Origin of the sequence: Nocardioides sp. 616, assembly GCF_002930065.1 — a bacterium.
Lineage (GTDB): Bacteria > Actinomycetota > Actinomycetes > Propionibacteriales > Nocardioidaceae > Nocardioides > Nocardioides houyundeii.
Map to the genome: position 1 here is coordinate 35,021 of NZ_POAG01000018.1, position 21,565 is coordinate 56,585.

Consider the following 21,565-nt stretch of genomic DNA (forward strand, 5'->3'; position numbering starts at 1 on the left):
CGATGCTCTCGGCGATGGCGCGCTCGGCGGTGAGCCGGGGGAGGTTGGTGGTGACGAAGAACTGCGCCGCCGCGACCTTGCCCTCGTAGAACGCCTTGTCCGACGGCTTGACGTCGCCGCTCAGCTTGGCCAGCGCCACCTCGGCCTGGCGCAGCAGCAGCCAGGCGCAGACGACGTCGCCCAGCACCATCAGCAGGCGGGTGGTGTTGAGGCCCACCTTGTAGATGTTGCGCAGGTCGCCGCCCTCGGCGGAGGCGTCGGCCGACATCAGGTCGTTGATCATGTGACCGACGATGGCGTTGGCGTCCTCGAGCGCGGTGGCCAGCAGGGCGCGCTCGTTCTTCAGGCGACCGTTGCCCGCCTCGGACTTGACGAAGCTCTCGATCTCGCCGGCCAGGTGGCCCAGGGCGCGGCCCTGGTCCTTGACGATCTTGCGGAAGAAGAAGTCCTGGCCCTGGATCGCCGTGGTGCCCTCGTAGAGGGTGTCGATCTTGGCGTCGCGGACGTACTGCTCGACGGGGTACTCCTGCAGGAAGCCGGAGCCGCCGAAGATCTGCAGCGACTCGGTGCCCAGCAGCACCCACGAGCGCTCGGAGCCGTAGCCCTTGACGATCGGGAGCAGCAGGTCGTTGACCGCCGCGGCGAGCTTGTCGTGCTCGCCGTTGTGCTCGGCGATCATGATCTGGTCCTGCCAGGTGGCGGTGTAGATCACCAGGGCGCGCATGGCCTCGGCGAACGACTTCTGCACCATCAGCGAGCGACGCACGTCGGGGTGGTGGGTGATCGTGACGCGGGGGGCGGTCTTGTCGGCCGACTGGGTGAGGTCGGCGCCCTGCACGCGCTCCTTGGCGTACTCCAGCGCGTTGAGGTAGCCGGTGGACAGGGTCGCGATGGCCTTGGTGCCCACCATCATCCGGGCGTTCTCGATGACGTCGAACATCTGCGCGATGCCGTTGTGCACCTCGCCGAGCAGCCAGCCCTTCGCGGGCTCGCCGCCACCGACCTGCGGGTCGCCGAAGGTGACCTCGCAGGTGTTGGAGACCTTGATGCCCATCTTGTGCTCGACGTTGGTGACGTAGACGCCGTTGCGCTCGCCGGTCAGCTCGCCGGTCTCGTGGTCGAAGTGGTGCTTGGGCATCCAGAAGAGCGAGAGGCCCTTGGTGCCCGGGCCGCCGACGCCCTCGACGCCCTCGGGGCGAGCGAGCACCAGGTGCATGATGTTCTCGTTGAGGTCGGACTCGGCCGAGGTGATGAAGCGCTTGACCCCGGTGATGTTCCAGGAGCCGTCCTCGTTGGGGGTGGCCTTGGAGCGGCCCGCGCCCACGTCGGAGCCGGCGTCGGGCTCGGTGAGCACCATGGTGCAGCCCCACTCGCGCTCGACCATGATCTGGGCGACGCGCTTGTCGCGCTCGTTGCCGTTGGCGTAGACGACGCCCGCGAACGGGGCGCCGGCGGCGTACATGTGGACCGGGGCGTTGGAGCCGAGCACCATCTCGCACATCGCCCAGTTGAGGCTGGAGGGGGCGGGGGTGCCGCCGAGCTCCTCACGGATCTGGAGACGCCAGAACTCGGCGTCGATCCAGGCCCGGTAGCTCTTCTTGAACGACTCCGGCACAGGGGCGGTGTGGGTCTTGGGGTCGAAGACCGGCGGGTTGCGGTCGCTGTCCTCGTAGGACGCGGCAATCTCCTCGCGAGCGAGGCGGTCGACCTCGGCCAGCACCTCGCGGGCAGTGTCGGCGTCCACCTCGGCGAACGGACCCTGGCCCAGGACCTCGTCGCGACCGAAGACCTCGAAGAGGTTGAACTCGATGTCGCGCAGGTTGCTCTTGTAGTGGCTCACGGACCCACCTGTCTGTTTCGGAGTGACCGGTTCCGGACGGAAGACCAGTCCTTGCGTTTTGGATCGTGTCGGTGCGGGTAGACGGGCCAGGACCTGTCGGCCTACGCACGTGACTGGCGCGTAGCACGCGCGTGCTACCCGCCAGTAACCGTAATGGTGCCTTGCCGCCCGCCTGTCGCGCAAGCAGACGTGTCAGTGATCTATGCAACGAGGCGCAATCCTACCTTTTCCAGCGAAGTCGCTGCGGCGAAGACCCAAGTGCACTAGTTCGGTCGACTCGTCTGACAAACTGGGCCCATGCGAGTCTCTGCCAAGTCCGATTACGCCCTGCGAGCGCTGATCGAGCTGGCACGGAGCAACGACGGCCCGGTCAGCGCCGAGGAGCTGGGTCGCCGCCAGGAGATCCCGCACGGGTTCCTCCAGGCGATCCTGGCCGACCTGCGTCGGGCGGGGGTCGTGGTCTCCCAGCGGGGACAGTCCGGTGGCTGGCGGATGGCGCGCGCCGCCGAGGAGGTCTCGGTGGCCGACGTGATCCGCGCCGTCGACGGGCCGCTGGTCTCGGTCTACGGGCTCCGTCCCGAGTCCGTCTCCTACAACGAGAAGGCCGCGGTGCTCCAGCACGTGTGGATCGCCGCCCGGCACTCGCTGCGCGACGTCTTCGAGCACGTCTCGATCGCGGCGCTCGCGACAGGCGCGCTGCCCGAAGAGGTCACCTCGCGCACCTCCGACGAAGACGCCTGGCAGCCGCACTGAGCGTGCTGGACCTCCCGGCTCGGTGCCTCAGCGTTGGGGCGCGGCCGCGTGCTTCGCGACCCACTCCACCAGCGGGCGCAGGGTCCGCCAGTCGGTGCGGACCCGCTCGACCAGGTCGGGGCCGATGGCGTCGGCCTCGAACCCGTAGTCCCGGCCCACGATGATCTGCTTGTGCCGGAGCAGCTCGATCCGGGGATGGTCGGCGTCGTAGCCGCGCGGTGAGGTCTTGAGGCGCTCCCCGCCGACCTCCCAGCCGCTCTTCTCGTACTTCTTCAGCAGTCGCTCCAGCGCCGGGCCGGTCTCGTCGTCCGCCATCGCGTCGCGGATCGCGGCTAGCCGTGGGCCGCTGGCGTCGTAGAAGCCCGCGCCCGCCCGGGTGCCCCGTGGTGAGAGCTCGAAGTACCACCCGGTCGCCGGGCCGGCGGCGACGAACGCGCCCTGATGCGTCTTGTACGGCGTCTTGTCCTTGCTGAACCGCACGTCGCGGTAGGGCCGGAACACCTTCGCCGCCCCGAACTCCGGCTCCAGGGCCGCCATCAGCGCATCCATCGGGCCACGCACCGCCTCGGCGTACACCTGCTTGTGGGCCTCCCAGAAGGAGCGGGTGTTGTCGACCTCGAGGTCGTCGTAGAAGTCGAGGGCAGCGACGGGGAATCCGGTGAAGCTCACGCAACGACGCTAACCGACCATCGTGTGACGCTCACAAGCCGGGCGACTGTCGGAGGAGGCCCGTAAGAATTGCTTGGCATGGCAGATCGGGACGAGCAAGGTCTTCGGGGTCCCGCCCTCGGGCAGATCACGCCACGCAACCTGGTCCAACAGCGGGAGACGTCGCCTCGACCAGACACCTCCTAGGGATCAGGCTCCATAGGACTCATGCATGCCCCCTGGTACACCTGGTAGTCGGCGTCCGGTGACTCCGAGGGTGACGGACAGGAAGCCTCGACCGGGCCTGGTGCGCCGCAACCAGTTCCGCTGTCTACCGACCACCCGCTGGCTTCACGTACGACCAAGTAGGAACCGGTTTCCGCGCTTGCCCCCTTCGTCACGGAAACGAGTACCTGGTCGTCTGAGTTTCCAGGCTCAGTGGCGGTGATCGCGAGGGCCGTGCCAATCTCGTCAGCAAACTCCAATACAGCGTTCTCAGGGTTCGCGGCCTTCTCGAACTCGCGATCCGGACCTACGTAGCGATCCCAAACCGGTACCGGTGGGCATTCGTTCGTAGGGTCTACTCCAGGATCAGACGCAGAGGAAGGGGCGTCGGACTGTCCACAGCCTGCTACTCCCAGTATGAGCGTCGCAGCTGCTAAGGAAACACCCCGGCCTAGACGCCTCAGCATTGGACGTTGGCTGCCCGTGATCGTGGCAACAAGTCGCATTGCAGCACTCCTAATTGCGGCCACGTGTCGAAGAATTCGAGCGTATCGCGGCTGATGTAATCAGCGATAGGTAGATCGTGTGTTGCTCCGCGGCGGGTCCATCAATCTGAAGTTGCGAATTGTTCAAGACATACTCTTTCGACCGATTGCGGACCTGCACGAGGTATCTACCTGCAGCCTGTCACCCCACCGGTGCCCAGAGCTGCTCGTCGCCGTCCTCGCTCAGCACGGTCAGGTTGAGGACGTCGCCCGCGCACTGGAGTGCAGAGACGAAGCCGCGTCCGGTGCCGGTCGAGCGGTACGCCACCGCCACCTCGCCGCCGGGCCGCCACGTCAGCACCTGCGTCGGCTCGCCACGGGCCGGGGCGGCGGCGAAGTAGACCGCGCTGCCGCACGGGGTCAGGGTGCCGGTCGCCGCGACTCCCAGCTCGGTCACGGTGCCCTCGTCCAGGGCCAGGACGTGTCCCCGGCTCACCTGGCGCTCGTCGCGCACCTCCGACCACACCGCCCCGGACCCGGTCGCCGCCACCTCCCAGCCCCGGCACGGGGTCGCCTCCTCGACGGGGACGACCCGGCCGTCGACCAGGAGCCCCGGGGTGCGGCAGGAGGTGGGGCGACGGTCGTCGAAGGTGAGCATGGCGGTACCGGCCGCGGAGATCGTGACCTGCGAGAAGCCCTCGCCGGTGCCTGCGCAGTGGTCGAGCCGCGCCCGGCCGGAAGGCAGGTCGCGCAGGGCCAGGCAATAGGCGCCACGTGGGCCGGTGGCCGGGTAGCGGAGCTCGTCGCCCTCCATCGCCCAAGCGCCGCCGGCGGCCGGGACCGGGCTCCGCACCTCGGTCCGGTCCCCGCTGGCCAGGTCGACGACGGTCCCTGCGGTCGGGCCGGTCTCCGCCGGTGGCGGGGAGACCACGACGGCCCGGGCGTCGTCCAGCAGCACCTGGGAGATGAGGCGGTCGCGGGGTGCGCGGACCACGATCTCCTGGGGAGCCGCTCCGGCTGCCGTGCGGCGCAGCGTCGCCCGGCGTCCGTCGGGGGACACCACGGCTTGCCACCCGCTGCTCACCACCACGGTGGACGTCGGCGCCTCGCCGGTCGGGCGCCAGTCCAGCGGTGTCGCCGGGCCCGAGGTGGTCTGCGACTTGGGGGAGGCCTGGGTGGACTCGCCTGTCCGGGTGTCGCCGGGGGAGTCCTGGGTGCAGGCCGAGAGGGTCAGGACCAGTCCGAGCGCAGCGCCCTGGACGGCGTACCGGGGGAGCATCAGACGCCGAGGTTGTGCTGGAAGTGGGCCTGGTTGGCGCGGTACTGCTGGTAAGCCGAGTGCCACTGGTTGCGGTCGATGAAGGGCTCCGAGGGGTCGAAGCGCTGCTGGTTCCACGGCTCGAAGTAGCCCAGCTGGGGGTCGCCGTCACCGGTGCGCTTGAAGCCGCGGCCCACCTGGAAGTGGCCCGAGGCGTCGTCGTCGAGGTAGGGGTAGAAGCGCTTCTCCAGCACCGGGTGCAGCACCACCGGCGCGCGGTAGTCCTCGATGTGGCGCATCATCAGCCGGAACCACTGACGGAACGTGAAGTCGTCGATATCAAGCACGACGTAGTCGTCGGCGTAGGCCTTGCGGTCGTAACCGGTGTTGTTGTTGACCACCCGCACCAGGTCGGTGATCGCGGTGCCGGCGCGGGTGGTGCCTAGGCGCTCGGCCCACACGCGCTGGTCTTGGCGCCGCTTGCGCCACCCCCAGACGATGGACTGGGCCGTGGCCGGTCCGCACCAGTAGGTCTGGTTCTGCTCCCGGCTCCGCCGACTCGTCAGGATCGAGGCACGTCTGGCGTGCTCGCGGGCCTTCTTCGGGCGCCCCAGCGTCCCGTCTGGCAGCGGGCGGCCCTGGACCTCGGCGCGCAGCAGCCGCACCTTGTCCACGGCCCGGGCCGCCGCCTCCAGCTCCTGGCGGTCGGCTGCGGCGCGCTCCGTCGGTGTCATCCGGCGCCGGCGCTCCAGCAGCCCCGCGGCGTCCAGGTCGCCGGTCCGCTCGACCTTGTCTCCTGCGGCCCGGCGCCCGTGCTGACCCGCGTCCTGGCCGGCCTCCGCGAGCCGGACGCCCACCTCGGCCTCCGACGCCGTCGTCCAGCCCAGGCCCAGGCAGTAGCGCTCCCTGGCGAACACGGCGCAGCGGGCGGCCTCCGCCACTGCCCGGCGGCCGGTGAGAGCGCCGGTCTCGACGACACGGTCGATCTCGGCCCGCATCGCAGGCGTGATTCGACCGTGGGTGCGCCAGTCCACCTCGGCGCTCGTGTGCGCCGCTGCCGCCGCGGGAGCGGCAGCGGCGGGGGAGGGCTCGGCGTCGCGCGGTACGAACGGTGCGACCGCGAGCAGTAGGGCCAGGGCGCAGAGCGCCAGCTGCCAGCGTCGGGAGTGAATGGGGGAGCGAGCCACGAGAGCGCCTTCGGGTGGGGGAGTCGACCGTGAACGGGTCGATGTCGCCCCACTGTTCCCGACTGTCACTTCAGTCGCAAGGGCCACAGGGAGGCAGGTGTGCCTGTGCGCAGTTGGGGGACCGCAGCAGGCCGGGCTGGCCGAGAGGAGGGCCGGCAGAAGGGTCGAGGTGTGCCCACAGGAGGGCCGGGATGGAAGTGCGTGGAGCGGACGACGAGACTCGAACTCGCGACATCGACCTTGGGAAGGTCGCGCTCTACCAACTGAGCTACGTCCGCATGCCGTCCCGGATCTCTCCGGCCGACGACGGTGGATGCTACCCGATCCGCTCCAAGGTGGGGTGCTTGGGCGTCAGGCCGTCGCCCGAGGACCGGCCGGTGACCCGCCGGTGCACCCACGGCCCGAGGAACTCCCGCGTCCAGCGGACGTTCTCCCGCAGCTGCTCGCGGCGGCGCAGCTCGGCCAGTGGCTCCACCGGGAGCCGCTCCAAGGGGTGCGGGACGCCGAGGGTGTCCAGCACCTGGATCGCCATGTACTGGTGCCCCGCGGAGTTGAGGTGCATCCGGTCGGGATCCATGTGGCTGGGCAGGTCCGGGGTGCGCATCCGCCACATGTCGACGATGGTGGCGTCGTGCTTCTCCGCGATCTCGCGCACCCACTCGTTGAAGATCGCCATCCGGCCTCGCACGGCGGCGTAGATGCCGGAGGAGCCGGGGTCCACGATGGTGAACATCACGACCTTGGCGCCCGTCGCGGTGAGGCGCCCGATCGCCTCGTCGTACGCCGTGGCCAGGCCGTCCAGGTCCACCCGGGGGCGCAGCACGTCGTTGCCTCCGCCGTGGATCGTCACCAGGTCCGGCTTCAGGGCGATGGCCGGCTCGACCTGCTCGGCGATGATGGCCGGGAGCTTGCGCCCGCGGATCGCGAGGTTGGCGTAGCCGAAGTCGTCGGTCTCGCGGGCCAGGTGCTCCGCGACGCGGTCGGCCCAGCCGCGCAGTCCGTTGGGCCGGGCCGGATCGGGGTCGCCGACTCCCTCGGTGAAGGAGTCGCCCAGGGCCACGTAGCGGTGAAAGCTCATGGGGCAGATTCTCCCGGCCCCCTCAAGTCCCGTCGAAGGTAGGGTGCCTGCGTGCTGCTCTCCGACCGTGACATCGCCGCCGAGATCGACTCCGGACGGATCGCTCTCGACCCCTGGGAGCCGTCGATGCTCCAGCCCTCCAGCGTGGACATCCGGCTGGACCGCTACTTCCGCGTCTTCGAGAACCACCGCTACCCGCACATCGACCCGGCCGCGGACCAGTCCGACCTGACGCGCGTGGTGGAGCCGGAGGGTGACGAGGCCTTCATCCTGCACCCGGGCGAGTTCGTGCTGGGCTCGACGTACGAGGTCTGCTCGCTGCCCGACGACATCGCCGCCCGGGTGGAGGGCAAGTCCTCCCTGGGCCGCCTCGGACTGCTCACCCACGCCACGGCCGGCTTCGTGGACCCGGGGTTCTCCGGGCACGTCACCCTCGAGCTCGCCAACGTCGCGACCCTGCCGATCAAGCTCTACCCGGGGATGAAGATCGGCCAGCTCTGCTTCTTCCGGCTCTCCTCGCCCGCGGAGCACCCCTACGGCTCCGCCAAGTACGGCTCGCGCTACCAGGGCCAGCGCGGCCCGACCCCGTCGAAGTCCTACGCGAACTTCCACCGCACCCAGATCTGACGGGCGCCGCCGCGGCGTACCCACCGGTGCAGCCGCACGGGTCAGCCAGACGCCCGGGGGACGAGTTCGGCTACTCATCCCGCAAGACCGGGTAGCGGAGCGTTGGGGATGGAGGCTAGCCTTCGTTAAGTAAGGCTTCCCTAACACTGAGGATCTCCATGCGTCGCACCACGATCACGGCCGCCGCGGCCGGTCTCACGCTGCTGCTCTCCGCCTGCTCCACCGGCTCCACCGACAACGCCGAGGACGAGGCTGCCCCCGTCGAGCCGTCGACGTCGGTGGACGCCGACGCCTTCCCGGTCACCGTCGAGCACGCGTTCGGGGAGACCGAGATCGAGGCCGAGCCCACCCGCGTGGTGACTATGGGCTGGTCCGACCACGACGTCGTGCTCTCCCTCGGTGTCGTGCCGGTGGGCGCGACCGAGATCTCCTGGGGCGGCAACGACCAGGGCTCGACCCCCTGGTTCGACGACGCGCTCGCCGAGCTGGACGGCGAGCAGCCGGCCCGCCTCTCCGACGTCGACGGCGCCCCCGTCGACGAGATCGCCGGGCTCGAGCCCGACCTGATCCTGGCCACCGGCTCCGGCATCACCGAGGCGGAGTACAAGAAGCTCTCCAAGGTCGCCGACGTGGTCGCCTACCCCGACGCCCCCTGGGCCACCAGCTGGCAGGACTCCCTGGAGATGGTCGGCGCCGCCCTGGGCCGCACCGCGCTGGCCGACGAGGTGCGCGCCGACACCGAGGCCTCGATCGCCGAGGCCGCCGAGGCCCACCCCGAGGTGGTCGGCAAGTCGTTCGTCTTCGCCTCGCTCACCACCACGGACATGTCGAAGATCGACTACTACACCCCCGAGGACAACCGTCCCCGGCTGCTCACCGACCTCGGCATGGTCAACGCCCCGGTGATCGAGAAGATCAGCGAGAAGGGCGCCTTCTACGGCACCCTGTCCGCCGAGCGCGCCGCCGACCTGGAGTCCGACGTCTTCATCACCTACGCCGAGTCGGACCAGGACCTGGCCACCTTCACCAAGGACCCGCTGCTGGGCCAGATCCCCGGCCTCAAGTCCGGCCACGTGCTGGCCTCGACCGACCAGACCGACGCGCTGGGTCTCTCCGCACCCTCGCCCCTCTCCATCCCGTACGCCATGGAGAAGTTCGTGCCGCTCGTCGCCGAGGCCGTCCAGGGCTCGTGACGACCATGCTCGCCGTCGCCGCCGAGCCGGACCGGGGCACCACGCCCGATCCGGCTCGGCGGCACTGGCGTGCGCTGGCGCTCGTCCTGCTGCTCGCCGCGGCGGTGGTGACCGCCTCCCTGCTGGTCGGCTCCCGCACCATCAGCCCGGCCGCCCTCTTCGACAGCTCCCACCCGCAGCACCCCATCGCCCTCGCGCGCTTCCCGCGCACCGCCCTGGCGCTGGCCGTCGGCGCCGCGCTGGCCCTGGCCGGTGCCTGCATGCAGGGACTGACCCGCAATCCGCTGGCCGACCCGGGGATCCTCGGCGTCACCGCCGGCGCCTCGTTCGCCATGGTGGTGGCCATCTCGTTCGTGGGCGTCTCCACGCTCACCGGACGCCTCTTCTTCGCGCTGCTGGGGGCCGCGCTGGCCGCAGTGCTGGTGCACGCGCTGGCCGGGCTGGGCCGCGACGGCGCCACCCCGGTCAAGCTGGCGATCGCCGGTGCCGCCCTGACCGCCGCCCTCACCAGCTGGACCTCGGGCATCCTGCTCTCGGACCGTCGCACCATGGAGGTCTTCCGCTTCTGGCAGGTCGGCACCGTCGGCGGCCGCGGCTGGGACGTGCTGGCCGCCGGCGCCCCGTTCCTGGTCCTCGGCGTGCTGCTGGCGGCGTACGGCGCCCGGGTGCTGGACCTGCTCGCGCTGGGTGACGACCTGGCGCGCGGCCTGGGCCGCCGGGTCTGGCTGGACCGCGCGGTGGTCGGCCTGGCCATCGTGCTGCTCGCCGGCGCCGCCACCGCGCTGGCCGGACCCATCGCCTTCGTCGGTCTCGTGGTCCCGCACGCCGTGCGCGCCCTGGTCGGATCGCACCACACCCGGCTGCTGCCGTGGTCGGCCGTGGGCGGCGCGCTGCTGGTCACCGCCGCCGACACCCTGGGACGGGTGGTCCTGCCGCCCACCGAGGTGCAGGTCGGGATCATGACCGCCGTGGTGGGACTGCCCTTCTTCTTCCACCTGATCCGCCGCGGCCGGGTGAGTGGCCTGTGACCGCCATGCTGGCGCGCCCGAGGGCCGGGACGGTCCGCCCGACCGGGGACCCCGCGCTGGTACGACGGGTGCGGCGCGGCACCCGCCGCCGTACCCGGCTGGTGGTGGGCGGGCTCGCCGTCGCCCTGCTGCTGGCCCTCGGGGCCCGGGTGCTGCTCGGCGACTACACCGTGACCATCCCCGACTTCCTGCGCATCCTGGGCGGGGAGGACATCCCCGGCGCCAGCTTCATCGTGATGGAGTCCAAGCTGCCCCGGGCGCTGCTCGGGGCGATGGTGGGCGCCGCGTTCGGACTCGGCGGCGCCATCTTCCAGGCGACCCTGCGCAACCCGCTGGCCAGCCCGGACATCCTCGGCATCAGCGTCGGCGCGAGCGCCGCGGCCCTGGTCGCGATCATCGAGCTGGACCTGGCGGGCCTGGCGGTCTCGGGGTTCGCCGTGGCGGGAGCCATCAGCGTCGCGCTGGTGATCCGCCTGGTCGCCGGCGACATCGGCGGCAACCGGTTGGTGCTCATCGGCGTCGGCCTGGCCGCCGCGCTCCTGTCCGTCATCCACTACCTGTTCACCCGCGCCGACGTGTACGACGCCCACGTCGCCCTGCGCTGGCTCACCGGCAGCGTCAGCTCCGCCGACTGGCCGACCATCCGGTTGCTCGCCGCGGCCCTCGTGGTCGTCGTACCGGTGGTGGCGTGGCTGGCGCGCAGCCTGCCCGTCACCGAGCTGGGGCCCGACACCGCGACCGCGCTGGGGGTGGACCGCTGGCGCTCCGAGGCGCTGCTGCTGGGTGCCGTGGTGCTGGTCGCCCTCGCCGTGGCCGCCTCGGGACCGGTCGCGTTCGTGGCCTTCCTCGCCGGGCCCATCGCCCGGGTGCTCAACGCCGGGCGCACCTGCCTGACCGGCGCTGCCCTGGTGGGGGCGGTGCTGGTGGTCGGCGGCGACTACGTGGCGGACTACCTGATCGCCGACGTGAACTTCCCCGTCGGCGTCGTCACCGGCGCCTGCGGCGCCCCGTTCCTGCTCTGGCTGATCGCCAGCGGCCGCACCGGAAGGAGAGGCGCATGAGCGCCACCCCGCTGACCGCCCCGTCGACCCGTCTGGCCACCCGCCAGGTCTCCCTGGGGTACGGCGACCGCGTGGTCGTGGACTCCTTGACCGTGCAGATCCCGGACCACGCCGTCACGGTCATCGTGGGTGCCAACGGCTGCGGCAAGTCGACGCTGCTGCGTGGCATGGCACGGCTGCTGCGGCCCTCGGCCGGCACGGTGCTGCTGGACGGCGAGGCGATCCACCGCCGCTCCACCAAGGACGTGGCCCGCAACCTCGGCCTGTTGCCGCAGAACCCGGTCGCGCCCGAGGGCGTCACCGTCGTCGACCTGGTCTCGCGAGGGCGCAACCCGCACCGCGGTGCCCTGCGCCGCTGGTCGACCGCCGACGACGCGGCGGTCGCCGAGGCGCTGGCCCTGACCAGCACCGAGTCGGTGGCCGACCGCCTGGTCGACGAGCTCTCCGGCGGCCAGCGCCAGCGGGTGTGGATCGCGATGGCGCTGGCACAGGGGACCGACCTGCTGCTCCTCGACGAGCCGACGACCTACCTCGACGTGGCGCACCAGGTCGAGATGCTCGACCTGCTCGCCGACCTCAACCAGTCCCGCGGCACCACCATCGTGATGGTCCTGCACGACCTCAACCTCGCCGCCCGCTATGCCCAGCACCTGCTCGCCATGCATGAAGGACACGTCGTGGCCGAGGGGAGCCCCGCCACGGTCGTGACCGAGACGGTCGTCCACGACGTCTTCGGGCTCCGCTGCCGGGTCATCGACGACCCGGTCTCCCACACCCCCTTGGTGGTCCCCCTGGGCCGCCACCACCACTGAACGGACCGCCATGACCGTGACCAGCCCCCAAGCCCTGCCGCTGATCCTCGACGTCGTCGAGGTGGTCGACGTGCACCGCCTCTCCCCGTCGTTCGTGCGCGTCGAGCTGGGGGGCGCCTGCCTGGCCGACTTCGGCACCGGCGGCCCCCTGCTCGACCAGCGCTTCAAGCTGGTCTTCCCGGGCGACTCAGGCGAGCTCCCGGACTTCTCCGGAGCGACGGAGTCCTGGTTCGCCTCGTGGCTGGACATCCCCGCCGAGAAGCGCGGCCACATGCGCACCTACACGGTGCGGGAGGTCCGCGGCAGCGGCCCGGAGACCCGGATCGTGGTCGACATCGTGCTCCACCTCGGTGCCGGGGAGCACGGTCCCGGGGCCGACTGGGCCGCCCAGGCCAAGCCCGGTGACCGTCTGGTGACCCTCGCACCGCGTGCCGGTCAGGCGTTCGGCGGCGTGGAATTCGTGCCGGGCGAGGCCACCGAGCTCCTGCTGGTCGGCGACGAGACCGCCGTCCCCGCCATCGCGGGCATCCTGCGCGACCTGCCGGCCGGGGCCCGCGGGGCGGCGTTCCTGGAAGTGCCCGTGGCGGCGGACTTCCTCGAGGACATCATCGCCCCCAGCGGCATCGAGCTGGTGTGGATCGCGCGGGACCAGGCGCCGCACGGCGAGCAGCTGCAGGCCGCCGTGCTGGCCCACCTGGGGACCGAGGGGCAGTCCGCCGCCTTTCTGGCCGCCGAGCCCGACGAGATCGACCCCGACCTGTGGGAGACGCCGACCTACTCCTCCTCCGGCGAGGCGATCGAGGAGATCGCCGGCGCGGGGGAGGCGCCGGTCCTGCCGCACGCCGGCCTCTACGCCTGGATCGCCGGCGAGTCCGGCATGGTCACCGGGCTGCGCCGGGCGCTGGTGCGAGGGCTGGAGATCGACCGCCGCCAGGTGGCGTTCATGGGCTACTGGCGTCGCGGCGTCGCGATGCGGTCCTGATGCGTTGGGTCCTGATGCGGTGGGTCCTCAGGCGCAGCTGACGCAGGTCCGCGCGGTGGGGCGCGCCTCCAGCCGGGCGTCCGGCACCCGGGCGCCGCACACCTCGCAGACGCCGTACGTGCCGGCGGCCAGGCGCTCCTCGGCGGCCTGGATCTCGTCCAGCTGGCGCCGCGCCTGCCCGACCAGCGCGTCCACCTGGGAGCGCTCGAAGGCGATGGTGGCGCCCTCCGGGTCGTGCTCGTCGTCGGCGTTGGTGTCGAGCGAGGCCGCGACGATGGAGTCGAAGTCGCCGGTCAGGTCGGCCAGTCGGCGTAGCGTCCGGTCGCGCTCGGCCGCGAGGAGCGCAGTCGCCTGGGTCGGGGTCATGGTGCCTAGTGTCGCTCGACCCGGACCCTCAGTTGTCGATCCCGGCGAACCGGCGAAGCTGGCCGGCGAGCTGCGCGCGGCGTCGTACGGCGGGGGGCCGGGGGCGCTGCTCGGTGCGGGCGCGCGCCTTGTTGCGAGCGACCAGCTCGAGGTCGGTGGGTGAGTCGAACAGCTCGAACCACATGGTGTCCTCCAAGGGTGGCCGATGTGCGGTCGGAAAACTGGGGGCGCTCGATCAGAGCTGGGTGAGCACGACGTCGCCGGAGACGGTCTTGGCGCGGACCTCGACGTGGTCCTGACCGTCGGCCGGTTCGCCCGTCGGCGGCAGGTCGGAGCGGATGGCGCCGGAGAGGGTGGTGATGTCGGTCCACACCGGGGTGCCGCCGGGGATGCCGAGGCGGACGTCGCCGGAGGCGCCGCGCACGCCGACCCGCCCTCGCTGCACCTTCGTCAGGCGTACGTCGCCGCTCCCGGTGGCCATGCTCAGGTCGGCAGCCGCGTCGGTGACGGTGAGGTCCCCGGAACCCGTCTTGACGGCCAGCTCCGCCTCGACGGTCTGGACCGTGACGTCCCCGGATCCGGTGGAGAGGGTGGCCGGGGCAGAGACCAGGCCGAGGACGATGTCGCCGGAGCCGCTCTTGGCTTGGAGCTCGCCCGCGACCACGTCGATCCTGATCTGGCCGGAGCCTGTCTCCAGCAGGGCCTGTCCGGCGAGCCTGCCCACCTCCACCTCCCCGGAGCCGCTCTTCACGGCGAGGGTGGCGAGCGAGCCGGTGACCTTCGTCCGGGCGCTGCCGGTGCGCAGCACCGCGTCGCTCCCGGTAGGCAGCACCACGGTGACGTGGAGCGACTGCTCGTCGGCGGATTCGAAGCCGAAGCGCGGACGTGGGGCGAGCACCGAGATCTGGTCGCCGTGCTGGGTCACCTCCACCAGGTCGGAGTGGGGACCCTCGACGTCCACCCTGGTCTCGCCCTGGGCGCGGGCCTCGTCGGTGGCGTCGATCGTGAGGGTGCCGCGGCCGACCTCAGCGCGGAGCTGGATGGGGTTGGGGGTGTGGAAGCGGTGGTTCATGGCGTCTCCAGGGTGTGCTCGTCCGCGGCGTCGGCGTGGCCGGCTCCGGAGGGGTGGGTGCTGTCGGTGGGGGCTGAGTGGCCCCGGAGTGCAGTTGGTCAGATCCAGCCGGTCATGTGCTTGGTGCCACGGCCGGAGCGGCCCGGGCGACCGAATGGGTCGGCACCCCCGAGGAACGGGATGCTCGACAGGTCGAGGTCGATGTTGATGGCGTTGTCGTTGGTCGCGTGGCGGACCACGTTGACCAGCCAGGTGTTGAGGCTGTGCCCGGACTGTGCCGCCTGCTCCTCCGCCTTCGCCTTGACCGACTCCGGCAGTCGGAGAGTGACCCGGGCCAGGCCCTCGTCGGGGTCCTCGGGGCCGGGCGGCAGCGGGGCAGGAGTGGGGGCCGCCACGACTCCTGCCGGCGGGGCCTGCTCGACGACGAAGTCCAGCTCGCGCCCGTTGAGCCTGACGTCGACACTGCCGTTGGGCATCTCGGTGGTGATCTCGGCGGCAGCCTGGCTGATCGCCTCCATCAGCGCTAGTCGGGCGGCAGGGTCGAGGGCGTAGGCGAGCCGCTCTGCGGCGGCCTGGAGCTCCTCGCCGCCGGCCTGTGCCGCGGCCGTCAGGTCCCGGCGCAGGTGGTCGACGTACGGCGTGATGTCCATGCGCACCACTATGACGTCATAGTGACGTCATAGTCAATGGATGTGGCGTCGTGGTGATGTCAGTGCATGCGCCCTGGCCGACACCCCGTCCCGGACGCAGAACAGCCGCAACTGCGCAGGTGCGCGGTTGCGGCTGTTCGGTGAAGCGGGGATCAGAGGTCGAAGAGCGAACCCGATCCGTGGATGTCGACATCGGTCTTCGGCTGGTGCGCCTCTCCGTTGGATGCGGGGGGCGTGCTCGCGGCGGGAGCTGCGGGCTTCTCCTCGGCGGGCTCCTCGGCAGGCTCCTTGGCGGGAGCCTCGGTGGTCTCCTCCGTCGGTGATGCGTCGGACCCTGCCTCAGCGGCTTCTACGGCGCCTGAGTCCACCGTGTCCGAGTCCGCAGCGGCCTGGGTCGCAGCGGCGCTCAACGCAGCCCCGTCGGGCGCGGCCGGGGCCACGCGGTCCCCGGCGGGGGACTCGGTCGAGGTTGATGCCTCGGCGACCGGCTCGGTTGCCGCCTCGGCAGGCGCCTCGGTGGCTGCCGAAGCAGTTGCCGGGGCAGGCTCCGGAGCGACGATGTCGAAGAGCGAGCCACCGTCCGGGATCGACTGGGCAGGTGCCGCAGCCGGGGCAGCGGCAGCCGGCGGGGCCGGCGTCTCTGCCTGCGGCTCACCTGCCTGCGGCTCGGACGCCGTCTCCGTCTCGGCAGCCTCGGGCGCGACCTCGACCTCAGGCTCGGTCTCCGGCTCCGTCTCGGCGGCCTCCGGGGCAGCCTCGACCTTCTGCTCGGCGACGGGTGCGGGCTCCGGGGTGGCGATGTCGAACAGCGAACCGCTGCCGATCTCGCTGGCCGGGGCGGCCGGGGCCGGCTCCGCCTGAGCCGCCGGAGCGGAGTCGGCCGCAGCCGGCTCTGCCTCGGCCGTCTCCTCCGGCTCCGGCTCGGCCGCCGGAGCAGCCGGCTCGGTCGCCGCCGCCGGAGCAGGCGCGGCGGGAGCACTCAGGTCGAACAGCGATCCACCCGATCCCAGGTCCGCAGCAGGCTCCGCCTTGGGGGCCTCCGCCTTGACCTCCGTCTTGGGGGCCTCCGCCTTGGGGGCCTCCGCCTTGGCCTCGGGTGCCGGGGTGTCGAAGAGCGACCCGCTCGTCTCCTGCTTGGCCGCGGGAGCCGGGGCCTCGGGGGCGGGGGTGTCGAACAGCGACCCGCTCGTCTCCTGCTTGGCCGCGGGAGCCGGTGCCGGGGTGTCGAAGAGCGACCCGCCCGTCTCCTGCTTGGCTGCGGGAGCCGGGACCTCGGCAGCGGGAGTGTCGAAGAGCGACGACCCGCCGCTGGCCTTGGCGTTCGGACCTACGTCGGCGGTCTCGGTGACGGTGTCCTCGGTCTGGGTGACGTCCCCGACCTCGGGCTCGTCCTTGACCGCCTCGTCGCCGGCGGCGACCGTGGCCGCGGTGGCGCCGGCTGCGGCTGCCTTCTTGGCGGATCCGGGGGCCGCCTTGGTGGCCGACTCGCCCTTGACCGAGGCGAGCAGCATCTGCGCGACGTCGAGGACCTCGACCTCCTCGCGGGCGTTGCCCTTGGCCTGCTCGGAGGTGAGCCCGTCGGCCAGCATCACCCGGCAGAAGGGGCAGCCCACGGCGATCTGGTCGGCGCCGGTGCCCACGGCCTCCTGGGTGCGGTTGACGTTGATCCGCTCCCCGATGTTCTCCTCCATCCACATGCGGGCACCGCCGGCGCCACAGCAGAAGGACCGCTCGGAGTTGCGCTCCATCTCGACGACCTCGGCGCCGGGCAGGATCTGCAGCAGCTCGCGCGGGGGCGTGTAGACCTCGTTGTGCCGACCCAGGTAGCAGGGGTCGTGGTAGGTGATCGAGCGCTTCGCGGCGCCGGCGCCCTCCTTGACCGGGGTCAGCTTGCCCTCGCGGACGAGCCGGTTGAGCAGCTGCGTGTGGTGCACGACCTCGAGCTCGATGCCGAAGTCCTTGTACTCGTTCTTGAGGGTGTTGAAGCAGTGGGCGCAGGTCGAGACGACCTTCTTGACCTTGTACTCCTTGAAGGTCTCCACGTTCTGCATGGCCAGGCCCTGGAAGACGAACTCGTTGCCGGCGCGGCGGGCAGGGTCTCCGGTGCAGGTCTCGCCGTTGCCGAGCACGCCGAAGCTGATGCCGGCGATGTCGAGCAGCTCAGCGACCGCGCGGGTGGTCTTCTTGGCGCGGTCCTCGTAGGCGCCTGCGCAGCCGACCCAGAACAGCCAGTCCACCTCGTCGAGGGACTCGATGGTCTCGCCGACGACGGGCACCTCGAAGGGCAGGTCCTTGGCCCAGTCCATCCGCGCGTTCGGCGACATGTTCCAGGGGTTGCCCTTGTTCTCCAGACCCTTGAAGAGCTGGTTGAGCTCGGCGGGGAAGTTCGCCTCCACCAGCACCTGGTAGCGGCGCATGTCCATGATGTGGTCGACGTGCTCGATGTCGACGGGGCACTGCTGGACGCAGGCGCCGCACGAGGTGCAGTTCCACAGCACCTCCGGGTCGATGACCGCGGAGCCGTCCTCGGGCATGTAGAACCAGCCCTCGCCGGTGTCGCCGACCATCGGGCGGTTGACCTCGCGGGCGAGGTCCTCGTCGTTCTCCAGCAGAGCGGTGGCGGCCTCGCTGCCCTCGCCTCCGGCCTGGACGTACGGCGCCTTCGCGTAGGCGTGGTCGCGCATCGCGGTGATGAAGAGCTTGGGGGAGAGGGGCTTCTCGGTGTTCCACGCGGGGCACTGCGACTGGCAGCGGCCGCACTCGGTGCAGGTGGTGAAGTCGAGGATGCCCTTCCAGGAGAAGTCCTCGATCTTGCCCACGCCCAGCACCGAGTCCTCGTCAAGGTCGTCGATGTCGTCGAGGGTGATGGCCTTGCCCTCGGAGGTGAGCGGCTTCATCGCGCCCAGCGCCGTACGGCCGGAGGGCTCACGCTTGAAGAAGATGTTGAAGAACGCGGTGAAGCGGTGCCAGGCGACGCCCATCGTGAGGTTCAGCGAGATCGTGATCATCCAGGTGAAGGAGATGACGATCTTCAGCATCGCGACGAAGTAGATGAGGTTCTCGATGGTGCCGACGGACAGGCCGCTGAACAGCTCGCCCAGCCAGAACGTGAAGGGGAAGTGCAGGGCGCTGGCGTTGTCGGCGTACTCGTGGCCGTCCAGGTCCAGGAGGGCGTACTCGAGGCCGCGCAGCGTGAGGATGCACAGGCCGACGCCGAGGATGACGCTCTCGACGAAGTAGGCCTGCCACATGGTGGAGCCGAAGAAGCGGCCCTTGGCGCCGCGGGTGCGCTCCTTGGGGCGGGTGGCGCGGTAGATGATGAAGGCCACGATCGCCACCACCATGACCACGGTGAACAGCTCCGAGATCCACTCCCAGAGGAAGAAGTGGCCGATGAGCGGCAGCGCGAAGTGGGGGTCGAAGAGCTGGCCGAACGCGGTGAGCAGGGTGAAGAAGAGCAGGCCGAAGCCGACGAAGACGAACCAGTGGCCCGCACCCATCCAGGTCCACTGGAGCATGCGGGTGTGCCCCAGCGTCTCCTTGGCCAGGGTCAGGCCGCGACCCACCGGGTTGTCGGTCCGTCCGAGCGTCGGCTGGCCCATCCGGACGACCGCGAGGATGCCGCGGATGGCCCGGACGAACAAGGCGATGCCCACCGCCGCGATGGCGAGGGAGACGATGATCGCGATGGTCTGCATGAGACTTTGCTCCTCGTGGCTGTGAAGGACGTCGCCGTGCTGTACGACGTGACGCCAGGGTGAGCCTATGCGAGGGGTTTGCCTACATCCGCTCCATCCCGTACGGAGCAGCGTACCCGGCGGTAACTTCCGGTTCAGCGGGCCAGTGGTCCACCTGCTGAGAAGAGGTTAGGCATACCTAATTAGTGGCTGCTACCGTCACCGCGTGGCCAAGACCAAGGACCAGGCCCGCAAGCTCCCCAAGCGGGAGTGCTGCGAGTCCAAGACGAAGTGCGGCAGGTGCCCCCTGCGGATGCTGAAGGAAGGCACCCTGCCCGAGGGGTATACGGTCAAGAAGCGCAAGCTCGTCCGGGTCGACGGCAAGAAGGTCACCAAGAAGCGGCTCTCCGAGGTCGCCTGAGTCGCGGCTGCGTCCCATGCCAGCCGACGTACCAGGAGCCCACTGATGCCCGCCGCCCGCTTCGCCGATCAGCTCAACGTCCAGATCGGCAACGAGCTCGCCGCGCACAACCAGTACCTGGCGTGCGCCGTGTACTACGACGCCCAGACGATGCCGCGGATGGCCGCCTTCTTCTACGCCCAGGCGCTCGAGGAGCGCGAGCACGCGCTGATGATGGTGCAGTACCTGCTCGACACCGACGCCGAGGTGACGGTCCCCGGTGTCGGGGCCCCGGTCTCGGCGTTCGACGACGTGGTCGCGCCGGTCGCCCTGGCCCTGGCCCAGGAGAAGCGCGTCACCGAGCAGATCAACGGCCTGCTGCGGATCGCCCGCGAGGAGTTCGACTTCGCCTCCGAGCAGTTCATGCAGTGGTTCATCAAGGAGCAGGTCGAGGAGGTCGCCACGATGACCGACCTGCTGGCCGTGGTCACCCGCAACGTCGACGACATCGAGGACATCGAGGAGTACGTCGCGCGCGAGCAGGCCGCGGGCGGCGCCGACCCGACCGCGCCCCGGGTCGCCGGCGCCTGACTCAGCCCGTGCGGTCGATCCGCACGAAGACGTCGTCGAGGCGGCCGTGGAGCTGGTCGTTGTCGATGCTGGTGACGTCCTTGCCCCCGAGCCGCACCGGCGCCGCGCTGCTCAGATTGCCCGTCGGTGTCGCGCTGCTGGCCACCACGCTCCCGTCGACCACCAGCACCACCCCTGACGGCGTACGACGGCAGGTCAGCCGGTGCCACGCGCGATCGGCGATGCTCGCGGTGGAGCCGAGGAGCACCCGGCCGGACGACCCCGAAACCACGCAGCTGGGCACTCCCTGGTCGACCTGCAGCTTGTACTGGCCGCCGGGCTCGTCGTGGTAGCCCTTCTGCATCACGTTCATGGAGTGCGTGGCCTGCCCAGGCCCGATCCGCACGGAGGCGCCGAAGGCGAAGGTGTCGCTGCGCGGGTCCAGCGAGCTGCGGTCGCCCACCTCCAGGACGGCCCGCCCGCAGCCCGCGCACGGGAACTCCACACCTCGGCCCCGGGCCCCCGGTCGGCGCCGGAGCTGCCCCACGCCGTCGGTGACCACCTGTGCGCTCGCCCGGGCCGGGCTCCCGGTCACCGAGGTGCCCGGGGTCAGCGTCCGTACCTGGTCGAAGTCCAGACGCAGCCGGGTCTGGCCGGCGGGTGCCGCCGCGGCGGGCAGGGCGGTGAGCGCCAGCAACGCCGCCGCGACGACCTGGACGCTCACCCGTGACCTCATGGCGCACACCCTAGGGTTCGTGGGCATGGCGATCATCCACGAGGCGAACCTGACCCCGACCAAGCCCGAGCTCCTCGAGACCTGGCTGGACCGGCAGCCGTGGGGCGGCTCCGGACCGGTGGACCTGGTGGGCGGCTACCGCTTCGACGACCCGGCCGGCGAGGTCGGCGTCGAGGGGCTCGTGGTACGCCGGGGCGAGCGCACGCTGCACGTCCCGCTCACCTACCGCGGGGCGCCCCTGGCCGGCGCCGAGGAGCACCTGGTCTGCACCATGCAGCACTCCGCCCTGGGGCAGCGCTGGGTCTACGAGGCCGGCCACGACCCGGTGGGCGTGGACTGCTTCGTGCGGGCGCTGCGCGGCGAGCAGCAGCAGGCCGTCGTCGAGGTGTGGCACGGGGAGACCTTCGCCGGGACCCGTGAGCCAGCCGTGCGGGTGGTGCGCGAGGGTCCGGTGCCGGTCCAGGGCGGCAGCCTCGTGCTGGTCGGCGACCTGGACCCGGCAGGCCTGGGGGAGGCCCCTCAGGGCGAGGTGCGCCTGGTGGCCTCCTGGGACGGGGGCACCGCGGTGGTGGCCGCCCTGGCGGTGCCGACGCGCTGAAGGCCGGCCCCGTCAGCGCGGGGCGGTCAGGCGGCCGGGCGGGAGGCCTGCATGATGCGCGCCCCCGGCTCGGTGGCCATCGTGATCTTGGTGACCAGCTCGATGTTGCTGGTGTAGAACTCGATGGTGTCGCGGCCGCCGGGGCGGACGGTGGTCCGGATGGGCTCCGTGATCTGGACGCCGGAGCCGGCGCGCAGCGCGGCGGTCACGAAGACCCCGCGGCCGCTGGGAGTGTGGATGATGACGTCGTGCACCGAGTTCATGGGCGAACGGTGTCACGAGGCCCCATCGGCCCTGGTCGCCGGGGCCGTACCTGCGG

22 protein-coding genes and 1 tRNA gene are annotated in these 21,565 nt (G+C 71.1%); 10 read left to right on the plus strand and 13 right to left on the minus strand.

Annotated features, from left to right (window positions below):
• Positions 1-1,840: acyl-CoA dehydrogenase (locus tag C5H89_RS10035; protein WP_104106907.1), on the minus strand; the 1,840-nt coding region annotated here is incomplete at its 3' end.
• Between the two features lie 297 nt (positions 1,841-2,137).
• Between C5H89_RS10035 and C5H89_RS10040 the strand changes: the two genes are divergently transcribed.
• Positions 2,138-2,593 (plus strand): Rrf2 family transcriptional regulator, encoded by a 456-nt coding sequence (locus C5H89_RS10040; protein ID WP_104106908.1) that lies wholly within the window; start codon positions 2,138-2,140, stop codon positions 2,591-2,593.
• Between the two features lie 27 nt (positions 2,594-2,620).
• Here the strand turns inward: C5H89_RS10040 and C5H89_RS10045 are convergent, their stop codons facing one another.
• From C5H89_RS10045 to C5H89_RS10065, 5 genes are all read right to left on the minus strand, one after another.
• Entirely contained in the window at positions 2,621-3,262 is a 642-nt protein-coding gene (locus C5H89_RS10045) for a DUF2461 domain-containing protein (RefSeq protein ID WP_104106909.1), read from the minus strand.
• An 891-nt stretch (positions 3,263-4,153) separates the two neighbouring features.
• The gene (locus C5H89_RS10050) at positions 4,154-5,230 is read right to left on the minus strand and encodes a hypothetical protein (RefSeq protein ID WP_104106910.1); all 1,077 of its coding nucleotides are present in this window, start codon (positions 5,228-5,230) and stop codon (positions 4,154-4,156) included.
• Entirely contained in the window at positions 5,230-6,396 is a 1,167-nt protein-coding gene (locus C5H89_RS10055) for a hypothetical protein (protein ID WP_104106911.1), read from the minus strand. The genes C5H89_RS10050 and C5H89_RS10055 overlap by 1 nt, the downstream gene beginning before the upstream one ends.
• Positions 6,397-6,598: 202 nt before the next feature.
• Positions 6,599-6,674, minus strand: a tRNA-Gly gene (locus C5H89_RS10060).
• A gap of 38 nt (positions 6,675-6,712) precedes the next feature.
• Positions 6,713-7,474 (minus strand): SGNH/GDSL hydrolase family protein, encoded by a 762-nt coding sequence (locus C5H89_RS10065; protein ID WP_104106912.1) that lies wholly within the window; start codon positions 7,472-7,474, stop codon positions 6,713-6,715.
• Between the two features lie 51 nt (positions 7,475-7,525).
• Here C5H89_RS10065 and dcd point away from each other — a divergent pair, with 51 nt between their 5' ends.
• The 6 genes from dcd to C5H89_RS10095 all read left to right on the plus strand — a co-directional run bounded on the left by dcd (position 7,526) and on the right by C5H89_RS10095 (position 13,177).
• Positions 7,526-8,101: a dCTP deaminase gene (dcd, locus tag C5H89_RS10070; protein ID WP_104106913.1), complete on the plus strand. Its 576-nt coding sequence runs from the start codon at positions 7,526-7,528 to the stop codon at positions 8,099-8,101.
• A gap of 158 nt (positions 8,102-8,259) precedes the next feature.
• Positions 8,260-9,294, plus strand: coding sequence for an ABC transporter substrate-binding protein (locus C5H89_RS10075; RefSeq protein ID WP_104106914.1), 1,035 nt, complete (start codon positions 8,260-8,262; stop codon positions 9,292-9,294).
• A 5-nt stretch (positions 9,295-9,299) separates the two neighbouring features.
• Positions 9,300-10,322: an iron ABC transporter permease gene (locus C5H89_RS10080; RefSeq protein WP_104107105.1), complete on the plus strand. Its 1,023-nt coding sequence runs from the start codon at positions 9,300-9,302 to the stop codon at positions 10,320-10,322.
• 5 nt (positions 10,323-10,327) lie between these two features.
• Positions 10,328-11,383 carry an iron chelate uptake ABC transporter family permease subunit gene (locus tag C5H89_RS10085; RefSeq protein ID WP_104107106.1) on the plus strand — a complete coding sequence of 352 codons (1,056 nt, stop codon included), beginning with the start codon at positions 10,328-10,330 and terminating at the stop codon, positions 11,381-11,383.
• A complete protein-coding gene (locus C5H89_RS10090) occupies positions 11,380-12,195 on the plus strand; it encodes an ABC transporter ATP-binding protein (RefSeq protein ID WP_104106915.1) in 816 nt (271 codons plus the stop codon). The genes C5H89_RS10085 and C5H89_RS10090 overlap by 4 nt, the downstream gene beginning before the upstream one ends.
• Before the next feature lie 10 nt (positions 12,196-12,205).
• Positions 12,206-13,177 carry a siderophore-interacting protein gene (locus C5H89_RS10095; RefSeq protein ID WP_104106916.1) on the plus strand — a complete coding sequence of 324 codons (972 nt, stop codon included), beginning with the start codon at positions 12,206-12,208 and terminating at the stop codon, positions 13,175-13,177.
• A gap of 27 nt (positions 13,178-13,204) precedes the next feature.
• On the opposite strand, the gene C5H89_RS10100 is transcribed toward C5H89_RS10095, so the two are convergent.
• The 5 genes from C5H89_RS10100 to C5H89_RS10115 all read right to left on the minus strand — a co-directional run bounded on the left by C5H89_RS10100 (position 13,205) and on the right by C5H89_RS10115 (position 18,963).
• On the minus strand, positions 13,205-13,543 hold the full coding sequence (locus tag C5H89_RS10100; protein WP_104106917.1) for a TraR/DksA C4-type zinc finger protein: 339 nt from the start codon (positions 13,541-13,543) through the stop codon (positions 13,205-13,207).
• Positions 13,544-13,571: 28 nt separating this feature from the next.
• Positions 13,572-13,727, minus strand: a complete 156-nt coding sequence (locus C5H89_RS18935) for a hypothetical protein (RefSeq protein WP_162799319.1) — start codon at positions 13,725-13,727, stop codon at positions 13,572-13,574.
• Between the two features lie 51 nt (positions 13,728-13,778).
• A complete protein-coding gene (locus C5H89_RS10105; protein ID WP_104106918.1) occupies positions 13,779-14,615 on the minus strand; it encodes a DUF4097 family beta strand repeat-containing protein in 837 nt (278 codons plus the stop codon).
• A 98-nt stretch (positions 14,616-14,713) separates the two neighbouring features.
• Positions 14,714-15,265 (minus strand): toxin-antitoxin system HicB family antitoxin, encoded by a 552-nt coding sequence (locus C5H89_RS10110; protein ID WP_104107107.1) that lies wholly within the window; start codon positions 15,263-15,265, stop codon positions 14,714-14,716.
• Positions 15,266-15,417: 152 nt separating this feature from the next.
• Positions 15,418-18,963, minus strand: coding sequence for a (Fe-S)-binding protein (locus C5H89_RS10115; RefSeq protein ID WP_104106919.1), 3,546 nt, complete (start codon positions 18,961-18,963; stop codon positions 15,418-15,420).
• 205 nt (positions 18,964-19,168) lie between these two features.
• On the opposite strand from C5H89_RS10115, the gene C5H89_RS10120 reads away from it, so the two are divergent.
• Together C5H89_RS10120 and C5H89_RS10125 are read left to right on the plus strand one after the other, a co-directional pair.
• On the plus strand, positions 19,169-19,363 hold the full coding sequence (locus C5H89_RS10120; RefSeq protein ID WP_101523265.1) for a hypothetical protein: 195 nt from the start codon (positions 19,169-19,171) through the stop codon (positions 19,361-19,363).
• A 45-nt stretch (positions 19,364-19,408) separates the two neighbouring features.
• Positions 19,409-19,933: a ferritin gene (locus tag C5H89_RS10125; RefSeq protein ID WP_104106920.1), complete on the plus strand. Its 525-nt coding sequence runs from the start codon at positions 19,409-19,411 to the stop codon at positions 19,931-19,933.
• 1 nt (position 19,934) lies between these two features.
• Here C5H89_RS10125 and C5H89_RS10130 read toward each other — a convergent pair whose 3' ends face one another.
• Positions 19,935-20,648 carry a LamG-like jellyroll fold domain-containing protein gene (locus tag C5H89_RS10130; protein WP_162799320.1) on the minus strand — a complete coding sequence of 238 codons (714 nt, stop codon included), beginning with the start codon at positions 20,646-20,648 and terminating at the stop codon, positions 19,935-19,937.
• A 25-nt stretch (positions 20,649-20,673) separates the two neighbouring features.
• Here C5H89_RS10130 and C5H89_RS10135 point away from each other — a divergent pair, with 25 nt between their 5' ends.
• Positions 20,674-21,246 carry a hypothetical protein gene (locus C5H89_RS10135; protein WP_104107108.1) on the plus strand — a complete coding sequence of 191 codons (573 nt, stop codon included), beginning with the start codon at positions 20,674-20,676 and terminating at the stop codon, positions 21,244-21,246.
• A 26-nt stretch (positions 21,247-21,272) separates the two neighbouring features.
• On the opposite strand, the gene C5H89_RS10140 is transcribed toward C5H89_RS10135, so the two are convergent.
• On the minus strand, positions 21,273-21,509 hold the full coding sequence (locus C5H89_RS10140) for a hypothetical protein (protein ID WP_104106922.1): 237 nt from the start codon (positions 21,507-21,509) through the stop codon (positions 21,273-21,275).
• Between the last annotated feature and the right edge of the window lie 56 nt (positions 21,510-21,565).

Excerpts from the sequence above, each read along its gene's own strand:
- C5H89_RS10125 (WP_104106920.1), top strand. The coding sequence starts at position 19,409 with ATGCCCGCCGCCCGCTTCGCCGATCAGCTCAACGTCCAGATCGGCAAC.
- C5H89_RS10110 (WP_104107107.1), bottom strand. The coding sequence starts at position 15,265 with ATGGACATCACGCCGTACGTCGACCACCTGCGCCGGGACCTGACGGCC.
- C5H89_RS10115 (WP_104106919.1), bottom strand. The coding sequence starts at position 18,963 with ATGCAGACCATCGCGATCATCGTCTCCCTCGCCATCGCGGCGGTGGGC.
- C5H89_RS10075 (WP_104106914.1), top strand. The coding sequence starts at position 8,260 with ATGCGTCGCACCACGATCACGGCCGCCGCGGCCGGTCTCACGCTGCTG.
- C5H89_RS10095 (WP_104106916.1), top strand. The coding sequence starts at position 12,206 with ATGACCGTGACCAGCCCCCAAGCCCTGCCGCTGATCCTCGACGTCGTC.
- C5H89_RS10090 (WP_104106915.1), top strand. The coding sequence starts at position 11,380 with ATGAGCGCCACCCCGCTGACCGCCCCGTCGACCCGTCTGGCCACCCGC.
- C5H89_RS10080 (WP_104107105.1), top strand. The coding sequence starts at position 9,300 with ATGCTCGCCGTCGCCGCCGAGCCGGACCGGGGCACCACGCCCGATCCG.
- C5H89_RS10135 (WP_104107108.1), top strand. The coding sequence starts at position 20,674 with ATGGCGATCATCCACGAGGCGAACCTGACCCCGACCAAGCCCGAGCTC.
- C5H89_RS10130 (WP_162799320.1), bottom strand. The coding sequence starts at position 20,648 with ATGAGGTCACGGGTGAGCGTCCAGGTCGTCGCGGCGGCGTTGCTGGCG.
- C5H89_RS10050 (WP_104106910.1), bottom strand. The coding sequence starts at position 5,230 with ATGCTCCCCCGGTACGCCGTCCAGGGCGCTGCGCTCGGACTGGTCCTG.
- C5H89_RS10085 (WP_104107106.1), top strand. The coding sequence starts at position 10,328 with ATGCTGGCGCGCCCGAGGGCCGGGACGGTCCGCCCGACCGGGGACCCC.
- C5H89_RS10100 (WP_104106917.1), bottom strand. The coding sequence starts at position 13,543 with ATGACCCCGACCCAGGCGACTGCGCTCCTCGCGGCCGAGCGCGACCGG.
- C5H89_RS10040 (WP_104106908.1), top strand. The coding sequence starts at position 2,138 with ATGCGAGTCTCTGCCAAGTCCGATTACGCCCTGCGAGCGCTGATCGAG.
- C5H89_RS10105 (WP_104106918.1), bottom strand. The coding sequence starts at position 14,615 with ATGAACCACCGCTTCCACACCCCCAACCCCATCCAGCTCCGCGCTGAG.
- C5H89_RS18935 (WP_162799319.1), bottom strand. The coding sequence starts at position 13,727 with ATGTGGTTCGAGCTGTTCGACTCACCCACCGACCTCGAGCTGGTCGCT.
- C5H89_RS10140 (WP_104106922.1), bottom strand. The coding sequence starts at position 21,509 with ATGAACTCGGTGCACGACGTCATCATCCACACTCCCAGCGGCCGCGGG.
- C5H89_RS10065 (WP_104106912.1), bottom strand. The coding sequence starts at position 7,474 with ATGAGCTTTCACCGCTACGTGGCCCTGGGCGACTCCTTCACCGAGGGA.